Annotated in this window: 20 protein-coding genes and 1 riboswitch; of the genes, 14 read left to right on the plus strand and 6 right to left on the minus strand. The window is 74.7% G+C overall.

The features are described from left to right. Positions 1-140: 140 nt before the first annotated feature. From D0Z06_RS21740 to D0Z06_RS21770, 7 genes are all read left to right on the plus strand, one after another. Positions 141-1,742, plus strand: coding sequence for an ABC-F family ATP-binding cassette domain-containing protein (locus D0Z06_RS21740; RefSeq protein WP_117379637.1), 1,602 nt, complete (start codon positions 141-143; stop codon positions 1,740-1,742). Between the two features lie 75 nt (positions 1,743-1,817). Then, the gene (locus tag D0Z06_RS21745) at positions 1,818-2,201 is read left to right on the plus strand and encodes an MmcQ/YjbR family DNA-binding protein (RefSeq protein ID WP_117379638.1); all 384 of its coding nucleotides are present in this window, start codon (positions 1,818-1,820) and stop codon (positions 2,199-2,201) included. 181 nt (positions 2,202-2,382) lie between these two features. Then, the gene (locus D0Z06_RS21750; RefSeq protein WP_117379639.1) at positions 2,383-2,610 is read left to right on the plus strand and encodes a helix-turn-helix domain-containing protein; all 228 of its coding nucleotides are present in this window, start codon (positions 2,383-2,385) and stop codon (positions 2,608-2,610) included. Then, positions 2,607-3,380 carry an enoyl-CoA hydratase/isomerase family protein gene (locus D0Z06_RS21755; protein ID WP_117379640.1) on the plus strand — a complete coding sequence of 258 codons (774 nt, stop codon included), beginning with the start codon at positions 2,607-2,609 and terminating at the stop codon, positions 3,378-3,380. The genes D0Z06_RS21750 and D0Z06_RS21755 overlap by 4 nt, the downstream gene beginning before the upstream one ends. An 83-nt stretch (positions 3,381-3,463) precedes the next feature. After that, the gene (locus D0Z06_RS21760; protein ID WP_233517878.1) at positions 3,464-5,356 is read left to right on the plus strand and encodes an ABC transporter ATP-binding protein; all 1,893 of its coding nucleotides are present in this window, start codon (positions 3,464-3,466) and stop codon (positions 5,354-5,356) included. A 43-nt stretch (positions 5,357-5,399) separates the two neighbouring features. Further along, positions 5,400-5,864 carry an SgcJ/EcaC family oxidoreductase gene (locus D0Z06_RS21765; protein WP_117379642.1) on the plus strand — a complete coding sequence of 155 codons (465 nt, stop codon included), beginning with the start codon at positions 5,400-5,402 and terminating at the stop codon, positions 5,862-5,864. Next, positions 5,861-6,712, plus strand: a complete 852-nt coding sequence (locus tag D0Z06_RS21770) for a sulfurtransferase (RefSeq protein ID WP_117379643.1) — start codon at positions 5,861-5,863, stop codon at positions 6,710-6,712. The genes D0Z06_RS21765 and D0Z06_RS21770 overlap by 4 nt, the downstream gene beginning before the upstream one ends. 10 nt (positions 6,713-6,722) lie before the next feature. Here the strand turns inward: D0Z06_RS21770 and D0Z06_RS26800 are convergent, their stop codons facing one another. Further along, positions 6,723-7,037: a DMT family transporter gene (locus D0Z06_RS26800; RefSeq protein WP_199522469.1), complete on the minus strand. Its 315-nt coding sequence runs from the start codon at positions 7,035-7,037 to the stop codon at positions 6,723-6,725. Between the two features lie 11 nt (positions 7,038-7,048). Beyond that, positions 7,049-7,113, minus strand: a riboswitch (guanidine-III (ykkC-III) riboswitch). Positions 7,114-7,392: 279 nt separating this feature from the next. On the opposite strand from D0Z06_RS26800, the gene D0Z06_RS26805 reads away from it, so the two are divergent. Both D0Z06_RS26805 and D0Z06_RS21780 read left to right on the plus strand, forming a co-directional pair. Then, the gene (locus D0Z06_RS26805) at positions 7,393-7,857 is read left to right on the plus strand and encodes a hypothetical protein (RefSeq protein WP_255419370.1); all 465 of its coding nucleotides are present in this window, start codon (positions 7,393-7,395) and stop codon (positions 7,855-7,857) included. Positions 7,858-8,215: 358 nt separating this feature from the next. Continuing rightward, on the plus strand, positions 8,216-8,818 hold the full coding sequence (locus D0Z06_RS21780) for a TetR/AcrR family transcriptional regulator (protein WP_158580054.1): 603 nt from the start codon (positions 8,216-8,218) through the stop codon (positions 8,816-8,818). Positions 8,819-8,870: 52 nt separating this feature from the next. Here the strand turns inward: D0Z06_RS21780 and D0Z06_RS21790 are convergent, their stop codons facing one another. Both D0Z06_RS21790 and D0Z06_RS21795 read right to left on the minus strand, forming a co-directional pair. Next, the gene (locus tag D0Z06_RS21790; protein ID WP_117379646.1) at positions 8,871-10,313 is read right to left on the minus strand and encodes a purine-cytosine permease family protein; all 1,443 of its coding nucleotides are present in this window, start codon (positions 10,311-10,313) and stop codon (positions 8,871-8,873) included. A gap of 78 nt (positions 10,314-10,391) precedes the next feature. Further along, positions 10,392-11,186, minus strand: a complete 795-nt coding sequence (locus D0Z06_RS21795) for a helix-turn-helix domain-containing protein (protein WP_158580055.1) — start codon at positions 11,184-11,186, stop codon at positions 10,392-10,394. A 129-nt stretch (positions 11,187-11,315) separates the two neighbouring features. On the opposite strand from D0Z06_RS21795, the gene D0Z06_RS21800 reads away from it, so the two are divergent. Continuing rightward, entirely contained in the window at positions 11,316-12,209 is an 894-nt protein-coding gene (locus tag D0Z06_RS21800; protein WP_117379648.1) for an MBL fold metallo-hydrolase, read from the plus strand. A gap of 6 nt (positions 12,210-12,215) precedes the next feature. Here the strand turns inward: D0Z06_RS21800 and D0Z06_RS21805 are convergent, their stop codons facing one another. From D0Z06_RS21805 to D0Z06_RS21815, 3 genes are all read right to left on the minus strand, one after another. Beyond that, the gene (locus D0Z06_RS21805) at positions 12,216-12,914 is read right to left on the minus strand and encodes a sirohydrochlorin chelatase (RefSeq protein WP_255419371.1); all 699 of its coding nucleotides are present in this window, start codon (positions 12,912-12,914) and stop codon (positions 12,216-12,218) included. Between the two features lie 101 nt (positions 12,915-13,015). After that, positions 13,016-13,771 (minus strand): SDR family oxidoreductase, encoded by a 756-nt coding sequence (locus tag D0Z06_RS21810; protein WP_117379650.1) that lies wholly within the window; start codon positions 13,769-13,771, stop codon positions 13,016-13,018. Between the two features lie 5 nt (positions 13,772-13,776). Next, complete coding sequence (locus D0Z06_RS21815; protein WP_117379651.1) at positions 13,777-16,647, minus strand: aconitate hydratase; 2,871 nt, start codon at positions 16,645-16,647, stop codon at positions 13,777-13,779. A 153-nt stretch (positions 16,648-16,800) separates the two neighbouring features. Here D0Z06_RS21815 and D0Z06_RS21820 point away from each other — a divergent pair, with 153 nt between their 5' ends. From D0Z06_RS21820 to D0Z06_RS21835, 4 genes are all read left to right on the plus strand, one after another. After that, entirely contained in the window at positions 16,801-17,550 is a 750-nt protein-coding gene (locus D0Z06_RS21820; protein WP_117379655.1) for an SIR2 family NAD-dependent protein deacylase, read from the plus strand. After that, positions 17,547-17,873: a hypothetical protein gene (locus D0Z06_RS21825; RefSeq protein ID WP_117379652.1), complete on the plus strand. Its 327-nt coding sequence runs from the start codon at positions 17,547-17,549 to the stop codon at positions 17,871-17,873. The genes D0Z06_RS21820 and D0Z06_RS21825 overlap by 4 nt, the downstream gene beginning before the upstream one ends. Beyond that, positions 17,870-18,295 carry a DUF1772 domain-containing protein gene (locus D0Z06_RS21830; protein WP_117379653.1) on the plus strand — a complete coding sequence of 142 codons (426 nt, stop codon included), beginning with the start codon at positions 17,870-17,872 and terminating at the stop codon, positions 18,293-18,295. Before D0Z06_RS21825 ends, D0Z06_RS21830 begins: the two co-directional genes overlap by 4 nt. Before the next feature lie 63 nt (positions 18,296-18,358). Continuing rightward, entirely contained in the window at positions 18,359-19,894 is a 1,536-nt protein-coding gene (locus D0Z06_RS21835; protein WP_117379654.1) for an AMP-binding protein, read from the plus strand. Positions 19,895-20,020 lie beyond the last annotated feature (126 nt).

Consider the following 20,020-nt stretch of genomic DNA (forward strand, 5'->3'; position numbering starts at 1 on the left):
GGAGTGTGGACCGGTGCCGGTCACGGGGGGAGGGGGTGCCACCCCATCTGTGGACGACCGGAGCTGCCCTGGGCGGCGTGCCGCGCACGTCACCCCCTCTCCGGTCGGTCCCCGGACGGGGACCGCCTACCCTGGGATCAGTGATCACGACCACCGGTCTCGAGCTGCGCGCCGGCGCCCGCGTCCTCATCAGCGAGGCCGACCTGCGCGTCCAGCCGGGCGACCGCATCGGCCTGGTCGGGCGCAACGGCGCCGGGAAGACCACCACGCTCACCACGCTCGCCGGGGAGCGGCTGCCGCACGCCGGCAAGGTCGAGGTGAGCGGCGAGGTCGGCTACCTCCCGCAGGACCCGCGCAGCGGGGACCTCGACATCCCCGCCAGCGACCGCGTGCTCTCGGGCCGCGGGCTCGACGTCCTGCGCGCGCAGATGACCAAGGCCCAGATCGCGATGGCCGAGCCGGCCGACGACGCCGAGCGCGACCGCGCGGTGCGCCGCTACGGCCGGCTGGAGGACCAGTTCGCCGCGCTCGGCGGCTACGCGGCGGAGAGCGAGGCGGCCCGCATCTGCACGGCCCTGGGCCTGCCCGACCGCGTGCTCGCCCAGCCGCTGCGCACGCTCTCCGGCGGCCAGCGGCGGCGCGTCGAGCTCGCCCGCATCCTCTTCTCCGACGCCGAGACGCTGCTCCTCGACGAGCCGACCAACCACCTCGACGCCGACTCGATCACCTGGCTCAAGGGCTTCCTGGCGTCGCACAAGAGCGGGCTGGTCGTCATCAGCCACGACGTCGAGCTGCTGGACGCCGTCGTCAACAAGGTGTGGCACCTCGACGCCAACCGGGCGGCCGTCGACGTCTACAACCTGGGCTGGAAGCCCTACCTCGCCCAGCGGGAGACCGACGAGCGGCGTCGCCGGCAGGAGCGGGCGAACACCGAGCGCAAGATCGACGCGCTCTCCGCGCAGGCCGACAAGATGCGGGCCAAGGCCACCAAGGCGCGAGCCGCCAAGAGCATGGACAAGCGGGTGGAGCGGCTGGCCGCCGGGCTCGAGGACGTCCGCGTCGCCGACCGGGTGGCCCGGCTGCGGTTCCCGACGCCGACCCCCTGCGGGCGGACGCCGCTCACCGCGGAGGGGCTGTCGAAGAACTACGGCTCGCTGGAGGTCTTCACCGACGTCGACCTGGCCGTCGACCGGGGCGCGCGGGTCGTCGTCCTCGGCCTCAACGGCGCCGGGAAGACGACGCTGCTGCGGCTGCTGGCCGGCACCGAGGTCCCCGACACCGGGGAGGTCAGGCCCGGCCACGGCCTGCGCATCGGCTACTACGCCCAGGAGCACGAGACCCTCGACCACGACCGCACCCTGCTGGAGAACATGCGCTCGGCGGCGCCGCAGAGCACCGACACCGAGCTGCGCCGCATCCTGGGCGCGTTCCTCTTCTCCGGCGACGCCGTCGACCAGCGGGCCGGCACGCTGTCGGGCGGGGAGAAGACCCGGCTGGCCATGGCCACGCTCGTCGTCTCCGGCGCCAACGTCCTGCTGCTCGACGAGCCGACCAACAACCTCGACCCGGCCAGCCGCGAGCAGGTGCTCGACGCGCTGCGCACCTACGCCGGCGCCATCGTGCTGGTCACCCACGACCAGGGCGCCGTGCGGGCGCTGGAGCCCGACAAGGTCATCCTCCTGCCCGACGGCACCGAGGACGCGTGGAGCGAGGACCTCGTCGACCTGGTCGAGCTGGCGTAGGCCTGGCCGCGGGCCACCCCCGCGGCGCACGATGCCCCCGGCGCGGACGAGGGCGGCCGCGGGCGGAGGTGGGGCGTGGCGAGCTGGGACGACGTGCGCGGCATCGCGCTGGGCCTGCCCGGCGCCGTCGAGGAGGACAACGGGCGCACGCGGTCCTGGCGGGTGGGCGCCCGGGCCTTCGCGTGGGAGCGCCTGCTGCGCCGCGGGGAGCGCGAGCGGCTCGGTGACCGGGCGCCGGAGGGCCCGGCGCTGGGCCTGCGCACGGCAGGCCCGGACGTGGTCGACGCCCTCGTGGCAGCACGCCCGGGGGTCTTCTTCACCGTGGCCGGGTACGGCGTGCACCCGATGGTGCTGGCGCACGTCGAACGGGCCTCGGTCGAGGACCTCGAGGAGGCGCTCACCGAGGCGTGGTGGTGCCGCGCCCCGCGGCGGCTGCGGGAGGAGCTGCGCGGCTGTTGACGACGGCCCCCGCCTCCCGGGCCTCCGGCGGTCACCCGACGGCCGGTCGGGGTTCGCATGGCCGACCCGCGGCGGCTGGGTGATCATGGCCTGGGACGCCCGGGCCAGTCGGGCCCGGTGCCAAGGGGAACGAGCAGCCGGCGCGGGACACCGCCGTCCGCGGCTGCCACGGAGGGGAGTCATGGCCGACTCGAGCACTGCCGACCTGGGCAAGGGCAAGCGGATCACCGGGGGCGACCGCACGTCGCTGGCCGACGAGCTGCGCAAGCGGTACGACGAGGGGGAGAGCATCCGCTCCCTGGCCACCTCGACCAACCGCTCCTACGGCTTCGTGCACCGCCTCCTGTCGGAGTCCGGGGCCACCCTGCGCAGCCGCGGGGGCGCCAACCGGAACAGCAAGAAGGCATGACGGGTGCCGACGACGGCCGGGTGCGGACGGCGCGGGACGGCGCCGTCCTCACCGTCACCCTCGACCGGCCGGAGCGGCTCAACGCCCAGACACCGGCGACCTGGCGGGCGCTGACCGCGGTCGGGGACTCCCTGGACGACGACGTCCGCGTCGTCGTCGTCCGCGGCGCCGGGGCGTCCTTCTCGGCCGGGCTCGACCGCAGCCTGTTCAGCACCGACCCGGCGACGCCGGGCGGTCTCGGCGAGCTGGCCGCGCTCCCGGTCGAGGAGACGCAGGAACGGATCCGCGGGTACCAGTCGGCGTTCCGCTGGCTGCGCGCCCCCGGCATCGTCTCGGTCGCGGCGGTGCAGGGGCACGCCATCGGCGCCGGCGCGCAGCTGGCGCTGGCCTGCGACCTGCGCGTGCTGGCCGAGGACGCCGCCCTGCGCCTGCCGGAGGCCACCCTGGGCCTGGTGCCCGACCTCACCGGCACGAGCACGCTCGTGGAGCTGGTCGGCTACGCGCGCGCCCTGGAGCTGTGCGTGACCGGCCGGGCGGTCGGCGGGGAGGAGGCGCTGCGGATCGGGCTGGCCACCCGCCTGGTGCCGGCCGACGGGCTGGACGGCGCCGTCGCCGAGCTCGTCGCCGCCCTCTCCGCACCGCCGGTGGGCGCGGCCCGGGAGACGGTGGCGCTGGTCCGGTCCGCGGTCCGCAACGACCCGGCGACCCAGGACGCCGCCGAGCGGGCCGCGCAGACCCGCCGGCTGCGCGACCTCGCCGGCAGCCGCTGAAAGCGTCGGAGGTCCCCGGCACACTGCCGGAACAGGCCGGGCACCGGCGCTGTTGGCGCTCGGCAGGGAAGGGAGGTCGTGCCGTGAGCTCTCCCATGACCTCCATGGCGGCGATGCGGTCGTTCCGCCGCGACCCGTCGGTGACCGCCCGCGAGCTGCCCCCGGGCACGGTGCGCCGGGTGCTGGGCATCGCCCGCCCCTACCGGCGGGACCTCACCTGGTTCGTCGTCCTCGTGGTGGGCTCCTCGGTCATCGGCGTCGTCACCCCGCTGCTGGCCGGCCGGATCGTCAACCTGATCGCCGGCCTCGACGGCACGGCGGGGGACGTCGTCCGCATCGCCCTGGTCATCGCCGGCCTGGCGGTGCTCGACGCCGCGATCTCGCTGGCAACCCGGTGGTTCTCCGCCCGGATCGGCGAGGGTGTCATCTACGACCTGCGCAGCCGCGTGTTCGAGCACGTGCAGCGGATGCCGGTCGCGTTCTTCACCCGGACCCAGACCGGCGCGCTCGTCAGCCGGCTGAACAACGACGTCATCGGCGCGCAGCAGGCCTTCACCTCGACGCTGTCCGGGGTGCTGTCCAACGCGATCGGCCTGGTGCTGACCGCGGCGGTCATGTTCACCCTGTCCTGGCAGATCACCGCGCTGTCGCTGGTGCTGGTGCCGCTGTTCGTCGTCCCGGCCCGGCGGATCGGCCGGCGGCTGCAGGAGATCACCCGGGAGTCCTACGGGCTCAACGCCTCGATGAACGCCACGATGACCGAGCGGTTCAACGTGGCCGGCGCGCTGCTGGTCAAGCTGTTCGGCCGGCCGGCGGCGGAGGCCGACGGGTTCCGCGGGCGCGCCGCCCGGGTCCGCGACATCGGCGTGCTGTCGGCCATGTACGGCCGCACGTTCTTCACGGCGCTCACGCTCGTGGCGGCGCTGGCCACCGCCCTGGTCTACGGGCTGGGCGGCTGGCTGGCGTTCACCGGGTCGCTGAGCGCGGGCGACGTCGTCGCCCTGGCGCTGCTGCTGTCCCGGCTGTACGGGCCCCTGACGGCGCTGGCCAACGTCCGGGTCGACGTCATGAGCGCCCTGGTGAGCTTCGACCGGGTCTTCGAGGTGCTCGACCTCGAGCCGATGATCCGCGAGGCGCCCGACGCGGTGCCCGTGCCGGCCGGCGACCGGTCGATCGCCTTCGAGCACGTGTCGTTCAGCTACCCGTCGGCCACCGACGTCTCGTTGCCGTCCCTGGAGGACGTCTCGCTGCCCGAGCACGGCGGCCCCACCGCGGTGCTGCACGACGTCTCCTTCCGCGTCGAGCCCGGGCAGCTCGTGGCGCTGGTCGGGCACTCCGGGGCGGGGAAGTCGACGATCGCCAACCTGGTGCCACGGCTGTACGACGCGACCAGCGGGACGGTGCGGGTCGGCGGGGTCGACGTCCGGCAGGCGACGGCGGACTCGCTGCGCGACGCCATCGGCGTGGTCAGCCAGGACGCGCACCTGTTCCACGACACCATCCGCGCCAACCTGCTCTACGCCCGGCCCGAGGCGTCCGACGACGACCTCTGGGCGGCCCTGTCCGGCGCGCGCATCGCCGCACTGGTGCGTGCCCTGCCCGACGGGCTGGACACGGTCGTGGGCGACCGCGGGCACCGGCTCTCCGGCGGGGAGAAGCAGCGGCTGGCCATCGCCCGGGTGCTGCTCAAGGCGCCCGGCATCGTGATCCTCGACGAGGCGACCGCGCACCTGGACAGCGAGTCGGAGGTCGCCGTCCAGCACGCGCTCGACACCGCCCTCGCCGGCCGCACGTCGCTGGTCATCGCCCACCGGCTGTCCACGATCCGCAGCGCCGACCAGATCCTCGTGGTCGAGGACGGTCGCATCGCGGAGTCGGGCACTCACCAGGAGTTGCTGGCGCTCCAGGGGCGCTACGCCGACCTGTACCGCACCCAGTTCGCCGTCGGCGAGGGGCGCACGGTCGGTGCGGCGTGACGACTAGCGTCACAGGCGTCCCAGCAGTCGACAAGGAGACAGCGTGACGTCAGCGCACCCCCACGACGCGCAGATCCGTGCGCTCTACGCCTCGTTCCTCGACGGGTGGAACCGGCGCAGCGGTGCGGCCGTGGCCGCCGGGTTCGCCGACGACGGGGACATCGTCGGCTTCGACGGCACCCACCACCGCGGCCGGCTGGCGATCGCCGCCGACCTCCGGCAGGTGTTCGCCAGCCACCCGACCCAGACCTACGTCGGCATCGTCCGGTCGGTGCGCCCCATCGCCCCCGGCGTGGCGCTCCTCATGGCGCACGCCGGGATGATCCCGCCGGGGGGCAACGACCTCGACGAGCGGCTGCACGTCGCGCACACGCTGGTGGCCGTCGACGAGGGGAACGGCCGCTGGCGCATCACGCTGCTGCAGGCCACACCGGCCCGCTTCCACCAGCACCCGGAGGCGCGCGAGGCCCTCACCCAGGAGCTGCGCGGGCTGCTCGCCCCCTCGTGAGCACCCTGGTCGGCGCCGACGCGCTGCTGGCCGCCGCCGGGCACCCGGTCCTCCTGGACGTGCGCTGGGCGCTCGGGGACGCCCGCGGGCGGGAGCAGTACCTCGCCCGGCACCTGCCCGGGGCGGTCTTCGTCGACCTCGACGCCGAGCTGGCCGACCCGCCGTCGCCGGGAGCGGGCCGGCACCCGCTGCCGTCGCTGCCGCGGCTGCAGTCCGCGGCCCGCCGCTGGGGGATCCGCTCCGGCGACGCGGTGGTGGCCTACGACGACAGCGGCGGGCTGGCGGCGGCGCGCGCCTGGTGGTTGCTGCGCTGGGGCGGGCTGACCGACGTCCGGCTGCTCGACGGCGGCCTGGCGGCCTGGGTGCGGGCGGGCGGGGAGCTGGAGGCGGGGGACGTCGTCCCGGCGCCCGGGGACGTCGTCCTCACCGGCGGCGGCATGCCCGTGGTGACCGCGGAGGAGGCCGCAGCCCTGCCCGCGTCCGGAGGGGTGCTGCTCGACGTGCGGGCCGCGGAGCGGTACCGCGGCGAGGTCGAGCCGGTGGACCCGCGCGCCGGGCACGTCCCCGGCGCGGTCAGCGCCCCGGCCCCCGGGGCGCTGACCGGCGAGGGGACCTTCCTGCCGGCGGCCGACCTGGCCGTCCGCTTCGCCGCCCTGGGCGCCGTCCCCGGCCGCCCGGTCGCCGCCTACTGCGGGTCCGGCGTCAACGCCGCGCACGCCGTCGCGGCGCTGGAGGTGGCCGGTGTGCCGGCCGCGCTGTGGCCCGGCTCCTGGTCGCAGTGGTCGGCCGACCCCGGCCGGCCGGTGGCCACCGGGCCGGACCCGGGGGGCGCCGGCCCGGTGCCGTGACCGGCCGGTGTCAGTCCAGCGCCTTCAGCCCGGCGACGCAGCCGATGATGCCGGCGAGCAGCAGCAGCCGGACGGCGGAGACGGGCTCCTCCCCGGTGACCATCGCGACGGCCACCGTGAGCACGGCGCCGATGCCCACCCACACCGCGTAGGAGGTGCCGACCGGCAGCTCCCGCATGGCGTAGGCCAGGCCCACCATGCTGGCCACCACGGCGACGCCGAAGACGACGGTGGGCCAGAGCCGGGTGAACCCCTCGGACCGGCCGAGGGCGGTCGCCCAGACCGCCTCCAGGACACCGGACAGGATGAGCACGAGCCAGGGCACGACGACCTCCGTGGCCGCCGTCTTGTCGCTGTCCGGGTACGGCGCCGCTCGTCCGGGGGCCGGTCGGGCCCGCAGCCATCCTCCCAGACCGGGGACGGCGTGCTCCGGCGGCGCGGCGGCCGCGCGCGGGCGGGAGCGGGCCGCCCCGACGGCGCTGAGCAGCAGGCCGGCCACCGCCCAGGTGCCGAGCACCAGCAGCGGCCCGCCGGCTCCCGCCCCGTCGAACCAGGAGACCGACCGGAGCAGCGAGCCCGTCGCCCCCGGCGGCAGCAGCTGGCCGAGCGCCCCCCAGCCCGCGGGCAGCAGCTCGGGCGCCGAGGACAGGCCGGACAGCGGGTTGCCGAGCAGGACGACGGTGGCCGCGCCGAGACCGAACGCCGGCATGCCGCCGACGGCGCGCAGCCCGGTGAGGGCCAGCCCGGTCGCCGCGATGCCGAGCCCGGCCGCGCCCGCGAGCGCCCACCAGCTGCCCTCGAGGGCGCCCAGCCAGGTGCCGAGCACGGTGGCGGCGGCCATCCCGCCGAGGACGGCGGCACCGAGCACCACGGCCACCCGCCGGCGCACCGGGCCGACGAGCAGCCCGGCGAGGGCCGCGGTGGCGATACCGCCGATGGCCAGCGGCAGCGCGCCGGCGGCCAGCCCGGCGCCGCGGGGGTCGCTCGCCGGTGCCGGGACGACGTCCTCGACGGACACCTGCGCACCGGTGGCCGCCCCCAGCCCGGCGGCGACCTGGCCGAGCGCCTGCGCGACCGCGGGGGAGGCCGCCGAGGCCACGAGCACCCGGGGCGGGCCGGCCGCGTCGAGGACCACGGCGCCGTAGACCTCGCGGTCCCGGATGGACGCGCGCGCCGCGGACTCGTCGGGGACCGGCTCGAGGGCGAGGGCACCGGGCTGCTGCCCCGCGAGCGCGTCGCCGAGCTGCGCGGTCGCCGCCGGTGGCCCGGCGACGGCGACGGGGACGTCCCGCGGCGCCGACCGGACGGCCGGCCAGGCGAAGGCCGTCAGCAGGAGGGCCACCAGGACGGCCAGCAGGACGGGGAGGGCGGGGGTGAGGCGGGCGTTCCGGTCGCTGTGCACGGCTCCTCCTGAGTAAAACGAACGACCGTTCTAGGTCGAGGACCAGCGTGACGGAGGATGTCGCCCTCGTCAAGAACGGTCGTTCGTTTTATCGTGGTCGCGTGCCCCGGGTCTCCGACGAACACCTCACCGCCCGCCGCGACCAGATCCTTGACGCGGCCGTCACCCGCTTCGCGGTCAACGGCTTCCAGGCCACCGGCATGGCCGAGGTCATCACGGAGTCGGGGCTCTCGGCCGGGGCGGTCTACCGCTACTTCGCCGGCAAGGACGACCTGATCCGGGCCATCGTCGACCGCATCCTCGGCCGGGCGGTCGCCGGCTTCGAGGAGTGGCTGGCCGGCCGGGAGGACCCGGACCCGGCCGAGGCCGTGGCCACGGCGGTGGAGCTGGTCGCGGGCATCGCCGAGCGGGGGCCGGTGGACGCCACCCGGGTCGCCGTCCAGGCGTGGGCGGAGGCGCTGCGCAACCCGGTGGTGCACGACGTCGCGCGCGGGGCCTACGGCACCATCCGCGGGTACTTCCGGCAGGTCGCCGTCCGGGCCCAGGCGGCCGGGCGGCTGCCGGCCGACGCCGACGCCGACCAGCTCGCCGCGGCGATGTTCTCGCTGGTGATCGGGTTCCTGCTGCAGCGGCTGCTGCTCGGGGACGTGCCGGCGCCCGACTACGGGGCGGCGGTGCGGGCGCTGCTGACGGCCGCGTCGTAGCGGTCGAGCAGGACGGCGGCCACCCGCTGGTCGGGCAGCAGGGGAGCGGTCGTCACATCGTCGAGGTCGGCGTCGGGGCCGGCGCGCGGCCGCTCGCACCCGTCGGCGTGACCAGGCCGCGAGCACGGGCGTGCAGGTAGTAGCCGAGGCCGGCCACCAGGAGCCCGGCCGGGATCGAGAGGTCTCCACCGTCGACCCACGCGGTGAGGGAGCCGGTCCAGATGGTGCTCGTGGCGAACAGGGCCGAGGTGAGGGCGCCGACCAGGAACCAGGCGGTGGCCGGGACATTCCAGCCGCTGCGGTACCAGTACGGGCCGCCCGAGGTCTGCTGCAGCCCGTCGACGTCGTATCGGCTGCGACGCAGCGCCATGTCGGCGAGGAACACGCCGCACCACGCCGAGCTCCAGACGATCATGAGCGTCAGGAAGGCGATCAGGAACTCGGAGAAGTCCCGGAAGAAGACCACGTAGCAGGTGACGGCCAGCGCGAGCGAGATGTTGAGCATCGTCGCGCGGGTCCGCGTGGTGGACACGCCGACCGCGAGCAGGCTCATGCCCGACGAGTAGGTGTTGAGGAAGTTGTTGGTGATGGTCCCGCCCACGACCACGGCCAGGTAGACCACCAGCAGGACCTCCGGGACGATCCCCTGCAGGCCCGCGATGGGGTCGGTCATGTCGGTGACCGACGCGGCCACGACGCCGACGGCGCCGATGAGCGTGGCCGGGATGAAGGAGCCCGACGCGGTGACCAGGGTGATCGTCCGTGCGGGGGTGCCGACCGGTAGGTAGCGCGAGTAGTCGGCGCCGGTGTTGACGTACGACATGGGGGCGGCGGCGACGACCGCGAAGGCGATGAGCCAGGTACCGAAGGTGGCCTCACCCCCGGAGTCGGCGCCGTTGCGGACGGCCTCGCCGACCACGAGGACGCCCAGTACCGCCGTGCCGATGCCCAGGGCGAAGGACAGCACCGTGTTCACCACGAGGATCGTGGCGTGACCGAGGACGGTGATCGCCACGGTGACCCCCGTGACCAGCACGAGGGCGAGCACCTTGACGGCCGTGCCCGAACCGAGGCCGGCGAGGTCGGCGAGAGTGACCAGCGACAGCGTGCCGATGACCATGTTGACCGTCGTCCAGCCGATCGTGGTCAGCCAGCTCAACACCGACGGCAGCCGGTTCCCCACGATGCCGAACGCACTGCGCGACACGGTCAGCATCGCGGTTCCGGCACGTGGCCCGGCGATCGAGGTGAGCCCGACCAGCACGTACAGCAGGTTGCCGAGGACGACGACACCCAGGCTCTGCCACAGCGGCATGCCCAGGGAGCCGACGATCGCGCCGATGACGATGTAGGTGAAGATGACGTTGGCGCCGAACCAGGTGGAGAAGATCTCCCGGGGGGTGGCGTTCCGGCTGGTCTCGGGGATGTGGTCGATGCCGTGCTGCTCGACCGCGAAGGCGCGGTTGTCGCCCACCGGGTGATCGGACGTCGCCATGTCGGGCTCCTTCGTCGCGGGAGCACACGCGCTGTCGCGTGGTTGGCGGCGAAAGCTACAACCCGACTGTGACCTTCGTCAACGCCCCGCGGTCCGGCCGCGTGCCCGGGGAACCTCCTCGACCCACAGGCAACGGGCTGCGGACCGTCCTGGATTGCTCCATGCGTAGGCCGTCGCGGCCTCGACGAGGAGGGCGTCGCCGGCCGTCAAGGTGATCGGCTCGGCCGTGCCCTCGACCTCGAGCCGGAGCGATCCGTCGAGGACGAAGACGAACGTCTCGCCGGGGCGCGTCACCCGGCCCCCGCTGGACTGCCCGCCCGGCACGTGCAGCAGCGCGGGCTCCACGGCCCGGCCCGGGGTGACCAGCTCCTCCCACGTCACCCCACCGGCGAGCACCGTTCGCGGCCGCTCGTCCGGGTGCAGTACGGCGGTGGGTGCCGGCTGAGGGCTGAACTCGCCCATGGGGATCCCGAAGACGTCGGCCATGGTGGCCAGGACGTGCACGCTCACGCCCGACTGCCCGCGCTCGACGGTCGACAGGAACGACCGGGAGACGCCGATGCGGGCGGCCGCCTCGTTCTGGCTCAGCCCGGCCTTGAGGCGCGCGGCCCGGATCCGGGCGCCGGTGCGGGCCAGTTCGACCGCGTCGTCCGGGAGCGGAGCGGCGGCGGCGGTGTGCCCCGAGCGCCGGCGGGCGGCGGCCAGCCTCCGGGCCTCGCTGCGGGCTGTCTCGTCGAAGCGGCGCTGCCCCCCGGCCGTCCGCCCGGCCACGAGGTGGCCGCGGCGCTCCCACTCGCGGATCGTCTGCGCGCTGACGCCCGCGGCTTCCGCCAGGTCGCCGACGGTGTACACGCCCGGTGCTCCCGTCGTCACCGCCTCCCTCCGCCCGCCCGCCTGGCCGATCAATACCTACCGTCCGACTGTACGGAAGCGTAGGTTGTCGCAGCGTCGCCGTCCGAACCGAGGGACGTGCGCTCGACACCCGGGAGGGAGGCGCCCGCGATGGCGTCCTGGCACGAGGCCCGTGAGATCAGCCGAGGGGTGTGGAGCATCGCCGAACCCTCCCACGTGAACATGTGGCTCATCGAGGGCCGAGACCGTGCCGTCCTCCTGGACACCGGACTGGGAATCGCGCGCGTCCGCCCGGTCGTCGAGGAGCTCACGACCAAGCCGGTCTCCGTCGTCAACACCCACTACCACTTCGACCACGTCGGCGGGAACCACGAGTTCGACGACACCGCGATCCACGAGGCGGGCGCTGCACTGCTGGTGGAGCCCGTGCCCCGCGAGGTCCTCGACCGGTACCTGGCCTACGCGCTGGAGCTGGTCCGCGCCGCCGAGCACGTCCGCGAGGCCGACGGCCGCTACTTCCACCTGCTCGACGCGGACAGCCTGCCCCGGCCGCTGCCCGACGGCTTCGACCCCGCCGCCTGGACGATCGCCCCGCCGGCGCCGTCCCGGACGCTGACCGAGGGGGACGTCGTGGATCTCGGCGGGCGTGCTCTCCGCGTGCTGCACACCCCCGGGCACTCCGGTGACAGCATCTGCCTGCTCGACGACGCGTCGGGGATCCTGTTCGGCGGCGACACGATCAACACGGGGCCCATCTACGCGCAGTTCCACGACTCCGACGTGGCGACCTTCGCCAAGTCGGCGGCGCGACTGGCCGAGCTCAAGGACGAGGTCACCATGGTGGCCGTCAACCACTTCGGCCGGACGACGGCTGCTCCCTACCTGCTGCAGGAGATCAGCGACGGCTTCGACCGGGTGCTGTCCGGCTCGACGCCGTTCCGGCAGGCGCACGACTGCATCGGGGAGCGCGTGACCGAGGCCGTCTTCGACCGGTTCTCCATCCTGCTGGCCCCTGCGGTGGCACAGCGCCTCCACCACACGTGAGCCCGGTCAGATCGCCGCGTCGTAGCGGTCGAGCAGGACGGCGGCCACCCGCTGGTCGGGCAGCAGGGGAGCGGTGACCGCATCGGCGCCCGCGCCGCCCAGCTTGTCGTGGAAGTGGCCCGGGGCCAGCAGGTAGGCCGCGACGACGACCCGCTCGGCGCCGGCTCGGCGGGCCGCGGCGACCGCCTCGGGCACCGGGGGCCGCGCGGCCGACCCGTAGCCGGTGGTGACCGGCCCCGCCCACGTCCGCTGGAGGAGGTCGGCGGTGTCCTCGACGTCCGACACCGACCGCGGGTCGCTGGACCCGGCGGCGGCCAGGACGACGGCGGTGAGCGGGTCCCGCGGGTCGGCCCCGGCCTGCTCCAGCCGGTCGTGCAGGACCTCGGCCAGCCGCGGGTCCGGCCCCAGCGCGCGGGCGGCCACGGCGCCGGGCGCCCCGTCCACGGCGCGGGCGATGTCCACGTGCACGTGGTAGCCGCCGGACAGCAGCACCGGGACGACCACCGCCGACCGGTCCGCGCCGGACAGCCCGGCCACGACGTCGGCGACCGTCGGTGGCTGGACGTCGACGAAGGCCGCGGTCGTCTCCAGGCCCGGGCGCAGCGCGCGGGCGGCCAGGGCCAGCTCGGCCACCAGCCGCCGGCCGGTGGGGTTGCGCGTGCCGTGCGCGCAGGCGACGAGGACCGGCCCATGGCCCTCTCGCAGGGGCCCGCCGCGAGCGTCGGTGGGCCCGCTCGCAGGGTCCCGTCGTGAGCCTGCGGGTGACGGGGGGCGAGCGGGTCCTCCCCGGGGGGCGGGAGGGTCCTTCATGGCGTGCGCAGGATGCCGCCGTCGACGGCCACCATGGTGCCGGTGACGTAGGAGGCGGCGGGGGAGAGCAGGAAGGCGGCGACCCGGCCGAACTCCTCGGGGGTGCCCACGCGGCGCAGCGGGATGCCGGCCTCGGTGCGCGCGCGCATGGCCGCGGGGTCCCCGGACGCGGCCTCGATGTCGGTGATGCGGTCGGTGGCGATGGTGCCGGGCATCAGGCCGACCACCCGGATGCCCCGGGGGCCGAGCTCGTCGGCCAGCGCCTTGGCGGTCATCGCCAGGCCGGGCCGCAGCCCGTTGGAGATGGCCAGGTGGCCGATGGGCTGGCGCACCGACGTGGAGAGCACGAGCCCGATCGCGGCGCCGTCCCCGAGGTGCGGGACGAGCGCGCGGAGCAGCCGCAGGGGCCCGAGCAGCACGCTGTCGACGGCGTCGCGCCAGTGCTCCTCGGCCGTGTCGAGCACGCCCCCCGGCTGCGGTCCGCCGACGCTGAGCAGGGCGCCGTCGACCCGGCCCATCCGCTCCCGGGCGGTGGTGACCAGCCGCTCGGCGGTGTCCGGGTCGGCGAGGTCGGCGGCCACCCCGGACGCGCCCGGCCCGAGGTCGGCGACGGCGGCGTCGACCGACGCCTGCGCCCGGGAGCTGACCAGCACCCGGGCGCCGTCGGCGACCAGGGCCCGGGCGGTCGCCAGCCCCAGCCCCCGGCTCGCGCCGGTGAGCAGGTAGCCGCGACCGCCCAGGCCGAGGTCCACGCCGGTCAGCCCTGCGCGCGCAGCGAGCGCAGGACGTACTGCATGATCCCGCCGTTGCGGTAGTAGTTCGCCTCACCCGGGGTGTCGATGCGGACCCGGGCGTCGAACTCGGTCGTCCGACCGTCCGGAGCCTCCGCCCGGACCTTCACCGTGCGGGGCGTGCGGCCCTCGTTCAGCTCGGTGATGCCGGTGAGGGTGAACTCCTCGTCGCCGGTCAGGCCGAGCGACTCGCGGCTCTCGCCCTCGGGGAACTGCAGGGGCAGCACGCCCATCCCGATGAGGTTGGAGCGGTGGATCCGCTCGTAGCTCTCGGCGATGACCGCCTTGACGCCCAGCAGCGCCGTCCCCTTGGCCGCCCAGTCGCGCGACGAGCCCGAGCCGTACTCCTTGCCGGCCAGCACGACCAGCGGGATGCCGGCCTCGGCGTAGGCGACCGAGGCGTCGTAGATCGCCGTCGTCTCGCCGGTCAGGTGGTTCTTGGTGACCCCGCCCTCGGTGCCCGGGACCAGCTGGTTGCGCAGCCGGATGTTGGCGAAGGTGCCGCGGATCATCACCTCGTGGTTGCCGCGCCGGGAGCCGTAGGAGTTGAAGTCGCGGCGCTCGACGCCGTGCTCCTGCAGGTAGCGCCCGGCCGGGCTGTCGGCCTTGATCGAGCCGGCCGGCGAGATGTGGTCGGTGGTCACCGAGTCCCCGAGCACCGCCAGCGTGCGCGCCCCGGTGATGTCCTGCACCGGCGCCGGCTGCTCGGCCATGCCCTCGAAGTACGGGGGCCGGCGGACGTAGGTGCTCTGCGCGTCCCAGTCGAAGGTGTCGCCGGTCGGGGTGGGCAGCGCCTGCCACTGCTCGGTGCCGGCGAAGACGTCCTCGTAGCTGCGGCCGAACATCTCGGCCGAGACAGTCCGGTCGATGACCCGCTGCACCTCCTGCGGGGAGGGCCAGATGTCGCGCAGGAACACGTCGTTGCCGTCGGCGTCCTTGCCCAGCGGGTCCTCGTTCAGGTCGACGTCCATCGACCCGGCGATCGCGTAGGCGATGACCAGCGGCGGGCTGGCCAGGTAGTTCATCTTGACGTCGGGGTTGATCCGGCCCTCGAAGTTGCGGTTGCCCGACAGCACCGAGACGACGGCGAGGTCGGCCTCGTTGACCGCCTGGCTGACCGGCTCCGGCAGCGGGCCCGAGTTGCCGATGCAGGTGGTGCAGCCGTAGCCGACCAGGTAGAAGCCCAGCTTCTCCAGGTACGGGGTGAGCTCGGCCTTCTCGTAGTAGTCCATGACGACCGCGGACCCGGGGGCCAGCGTCGTCTTCACCCACGGCTTGCTGGTCAGGCCGCGCTCGACGGCGTTCTTGGCCAGCAGCGCCGCGCCGATCATCACCTGCGGGTTGGAGGTGTTCGTGCAGGAGGTGATCGCGGCGATCACCACGTGGCCGTGGTCGACGAAGGTCTCCGTGCCGTCCTCCAGCACCACCTTGGTGGGCTTGGTCGGGCGGTCGGGCAGCCGCTCGCCGGGGACGAACGGGTGCGGCCGGCCGGCCTCGCCGTCGCCGGCGGCCGCCGGGGCGGCCGGGTCGGAGGCGGGGAAGGACTCGGCCGAGGCCTCGTCCACGGCGGAGTCCACGCCGTAGGGCTGCTCCTGCGCCGGGACGCCGGGCCTGCGGTCCTCGCCGCCGGTCTCCTCGTCGCTCACGTAGTCCGACAGCGCCGCACGGAAGGCGGCCTTGGCGTCGGTGATCGCCACCCGGTCCTGCGGCCGCTTCGGCCCGGCGATGCTCGGCACCACCGTGGACAGGTCGAGCTCGAGGTACTCGGAGAAGGCCGGCTCGCGGGCCGGGTCGTGCCAGAGGCCCTGCTCCTTGGCGTAGGCCTCGACCAGCGCGACCTGCTCGGCCGAGCGCCCGGTGAGCTCCAGGTAGGTGATGGTCTCCTCGTCGATGGGGAACATCGCCGCGGTGGAGCCGAACTCCGGGCTCATGTTGCCGATCGTGGCGCGGTTGGCCAGCGGGACGGCGGAGACGCCGGCGCCGTAGAACTCCACGAACTTCCCGACCACACCGTGCTGGCGCAGCATCTCGGTGATGGTGAGCACCAGGTCGGTGGCGGTCGCGCCGTCGGGCAGCTCGCCGGTGAGCTTGAAGCCCACGACGCGGGGGATGAGCATCGAGACCGGCTGGCCGAGCATGGCCGCCTCGGCCTCGATGCCGCCCACACCCCAGCCGAGCACGCCGAGGCCGTTGACCATCGTGGTGTGCGAGTCGGTGCCCACGCAGGTGTCGGGGTAGGCGACCACGCGGTCGCCCTCCGGTCGCGGGAAGACCACGCGGGCCAGGTGCTCGATGTTGACCTGGTGGACGATGCCGGTGCCGGGCGGGACCACCTTGAAGTCGGTGAAGGCGCCCTGGCCCCAGCGGAGGAACTGGTAGCGCTCGCCGTTGCGCTGGTACTCGATCTCGACGTTGCGCTCGAAGGACTCCGGGGTGCCGAAGACGTCGGCGATGACGGAGTGGTCGATGACCAGCTCGGCCGGCGCCAGGGGGTTGATCTTCTGCGGGTCGCCGCCGATCTCGGCCATGGCCTCGCGCATGGTGGCCAGGTCGACGATGCAGGGGACGCCGGTGAAGTCCTGCATGACCACGCGGGCCGGGGTGAACTGGATCTCCTGGTCCGGCTCGGCGTCCGGGTCCCAGCCGGCCAGCGCGCGGATGTGGTCGGCGGTGATGTCCTCGCCGTCCTCCGTGCGCAGCAGGTTCTCGAGGAGGACCTTCAGGCTGAAGGGCAGCTTGTCGGAGCCCTCGACCGCGTCGAGCCGGTAGATGTCGTAGTCGGTGCCGTCGACGGTGAGCGTCGACCGCGCCCCGAAGCTGTCCTTGCTGGCTGCCACTGCTCTGCGCCTACCCCTCGCTGGTCCGTCGCGCTGGTTGTCCGTCGCGCTGTTTGCCACCCCCGATCATCCCAGCCGGGGCGGGCGACCCGCAGGTGAGGCGACCCTTGCCTGCCCCGGCGGGGTGCCCGGGCGAGCCCTACCGTGGGCGGCATGACGGTGCCCGACCCGCTCCCCGGCTGGCTGACCGCGGCCGGGCGGGTCACCGTGCTCACCGGCGCGGGCATCTCCACCGACAGCGGCATCCCCGACTTCCGCGGCCCCCGGGGCGTGTGGACCCGCGACCCCGAGGCCGAGAAGCTCTCCACCCTGCGGTACTACGTCGCCGACCCCGACGTGCGGCGCCGGGCCTGGCGGGAGCGCCGCCGGCACGCCGCGTGGACGGCCGAGCCCAACCCCGGCCACGCGGCGCTGGTCGACCTCGAGCGGGAGGGCCGGCTGCGCGCGCTGCTCACCCAGAACATCGACGGCCTGCACCAGCGCGCCGGCTCCGACCCCGGGCGGGTGCTCGAGCTGCACGGCACGGTGCACGAGGTGGAGTGCCTGTCCTGCGCCGACCGCACGGCCATGCAGGAGGCGCTGGCCCGCGTCGACGCCGGCGAGCCCGACCCGCCGTGCCTGCGGTGCGGCGGCATCCTCAAGTCCGCCACGATCAGCTTCGGCCAGGCGCTGGACACCGCCGTCCTGGAGGCCGCCGCGACCGCCGCGGCCGACTGCGACGTCTTCCTCGCCGTCGGCACCTCGCTCACCGTGCACCCCGCCGCCGGCCTCACCGACGTGGCCGCGCACAGCGGCGCCCGGGTGGTCGTGGTCAACGCCGAGCCCACGCCCTACGACGGGATCGCCGACCTGGTCGTGCGCGAGCCGATCAGCACGGCGCTGCCGCGCCTGCTGGGCCGGTGACCGCGGCCGGGCCCCCGCGGGAGGAGCTGCTGGCCCGCTACCGCGCGCTGGTGCTCGACGAGCTGCCCCGCCGGGCCCGGGCGGGGCGCTGGGTGGTCACCGCCGACCACTGCTTCGGCCGGATCGTGCTCGACCACGCCGTGGGCGGCCGCTGGTACGACGCCCTGGACCGGCGTCGGTCCCCGGCGTTCACGCAGCTGGACGACGACCGGCTGGCCGCCGCCGTCGCGCTGGCCGAGCGGATCGCCGCCGAGGGCGACCCGCTGCTGCGGCGGCTGGACGCGCAGAGCCTCGCCTGGCGCGGGAAGCCGGCGAAGGCGTGACGCTGCTCGCCGTCCACCTGGCGCTGACCGCGGCCTACGCCGGCTTCCAGTGGACGGTCCGGGCGCTGGTCTACCCGCAGTTCGACCGGGTGCCGGCGGCGGTGTTCGCCGCCTACGAGCGCCGGCACCAGCAGCGGGTCACCCGGGTGGTGGGCCCGCTGTTCGCCGCGCAGGGGGTCACCACGCTGTGGCTGCTGGCCGACCGCCCGGCGGGGGCCCCGCTGCCCCCGGTGCTGGTGGGGGCCGGCTGCCTCGCCGTCGTCCTGGGCGTGACCGCACTGCTCGCCGTCCCGCTGCACCGGCTCCTGGACACCGGCTGGGACGCCGCGGCGCACCGGCGGCTGCTCGCCGTCGACACCGTGCGCGCGGTCGCCGCCACCGCCGGTACGGCGGCCGCCCTCTGGCTGGTGCTCTCCGGCTAGCGTGACGGCGACCACGTCGAGCGGCTGCCCGGCCCGGGGCAGCCCTGGCCCCCGGGAGCCGGTATGCGCGTGCCCCTGACCACCCGCGACTTCCTCGACCGAGCCGAGCTCGTCTACGGCGACCGGATCGGCATCGTCGACGAGCCGGACCAACCGGCCCCGTCGACCGGGGAGCTCACCTACCGCGAGATCGCCCGCCGCGGCCGCGCGCTGCAGGCCGGTCTCGACGCCCTCGGCGTGGGCGAGGGCGAGCGCGTCGCGGTCGTCAGCCACAACGCCGGGCGGCTGCTGGAGTGCCTGCTCGCGCTGCCGTCGTCCGGCCGGGTCGTGGTACCGGTCAACTTCCGGCTCTTGCCGGACGAGGTCAGCTACATCGTCGGCCACAGCGGTGCCCGCGTCCTGCTCGTCGACCCCGAGCTGGAGGCCTCGCTCAAGGGCGTGGAGGCCGAGCACCGGTTCACCACCGGCGAGGAGTACGAGCAGCTGCTGCGCTTCGACACCGAGCCGGTGCCGTGGTCGGAGCCGGACGAGGACGCCACCGCCACGATCAACTACACCAGCGGCACCACGGCCCGGCCCAAGGGCGTGCAGATGACCCACCGCAACGAGTGGGTCAACGCCGTGACCTTCGGCATGCACATGCAGGTCGGCGACCGCGACGTCTACCTGCACACCCTGCCGATGTTCCACTGCAACGGCTGGGGGCTGCCCTACTCGATGACCGGGGTGGGCGCCCGGCAGGTGGTGCTGCGCAAGGTCGACGGCGCGGAGATCCTGCGCCGCGTCGAGCGGCACGGGGTCACGGTCATGGCCGGGGCGCCCGCGGTCTGGAACGCCGTCCTCGACGCCGCGGCCTCGTGGGACGGCGAGATCCCCGGCCGCGACCGGGTGCGGATCATCGTCGCCGGCGCGCCACCGCCGTCGAAGACCATCGCCCGCGTCGAGGCCGAGCTGGGCTGGGAGTTCAACCAGATCTACGGCCTCACCGAGACCGCGCCGCTGCTCACCATCAACCGGCCGCGGGCCGAGTACGACGACCTGGACCCGGAGGAGCGCGCCCGGCTGCTGTCCCGGGCCGGCGTGCCGGGGCTGGGCACCCGGCTGCGCACCAGCGAGTCCGGCGAGGTGCTGGCCCGCGGCAACACCGTCCTGGCCGGCTACTGGCAGAACCCCGACGCCTCGGGCGAGGCGCTCGAGGGCGGCTGGTTCCACACCGGCGACGGCGGCACGATCGACGAGGGCGGATACCTCACCATCTCCGACCGCAAGAAGGACGTGATCATCACCGGCGGGGAGAACGTCTCCTCGATCGAGGTCGAGGACGCCGTCTTCAGCCACCCCGCGGTGGCCGAGGTCGCCGTCATCGGCATCCCCGACGACAAGTGGGGCGAGATGGTCACCGCGCTCGTGGTCGTCGGCGAGGGGCAGTCGGTGACCGCCGAGGAGATCATCGCGCACTGCCGGGGCCGGGTCGCCGGGTACAAGATCCCCAAGCGGGTCGAGTTCCGCGACGCCCTGGCCCGCACCGCCACCGGGAAGATCCAGAAGTTCAAGCTGCGCGAGGCCTTCTGGTCGGACTCCGACCGCCAGGTCCACTGAGCCTCGATCCACCGTCGATCTTGGTGGACCCGGCCGGCTCGTGACCTGATTGTGGTTGTCTGATCTGGGCGTGGGTGGGCCGCCGGTCTGTCCGGCTCTTCCACGGTCGGTCTCCGATCGGGCCCG

Origin of the sequence: Geodermatophilus marinus (assembly GCF_003428645.1) — a bacterium.
In the GTDB taxonomy this organism is placed as follows: Bacteria; Actinomycetota; Actinomycetes; order Mycobacteriales; family Geodermatophilaceae; genus Geodermatophilus.

Excerpts from the sequence above, each read along its gene's own strand:
- D0Z06_RS21750 (WP_117379639.1), top strand. The coding sequence starts at position 2,383 with ATGGCCGACTCGAGCACTGCCGACCTGGGCAAGGGCAAGCGGATCACC.
- D0Z06_RS21755 (WP_117379640.1), top strand. The coding sequence starts at position 2,607 with ATGACGGGTGCCGACGACGGCCGGGTGCGGACGGCGCGGGACGGCGCC.
- D0Z06_RS21820 (WP_117379655.1), top strand. The coding sequence starts at position 16,801 with ATGACGGTGCCCGACCCGCTCCCCGGCTGGCTGACCGCGGCCGGGCGG.
- D0Z06_RS21790 (WP_117379646.1), bottom strand. The coding sequence starts at position 10,313 with ATGGCGACGTCCGATCACCCGGTGGGCGACAACCGCGCCTTCGCGGTC.
- D0Z06_RS21800 (WP_117379648.1), top strand. The coding sequence starts at position 11,316 with ATGGCGTCCTGGCACGAGGCCCGTGAGATCAGCCGAGGGGTGTGGAGC.
- D0Z06_RS21835 (WP_117379654.1), top strand. The coding sequence starts at position 18,359 with ATGCGCGTGCCCCTGACCACCCGCGACTTCCTCGACCGAGCCGAGCTC.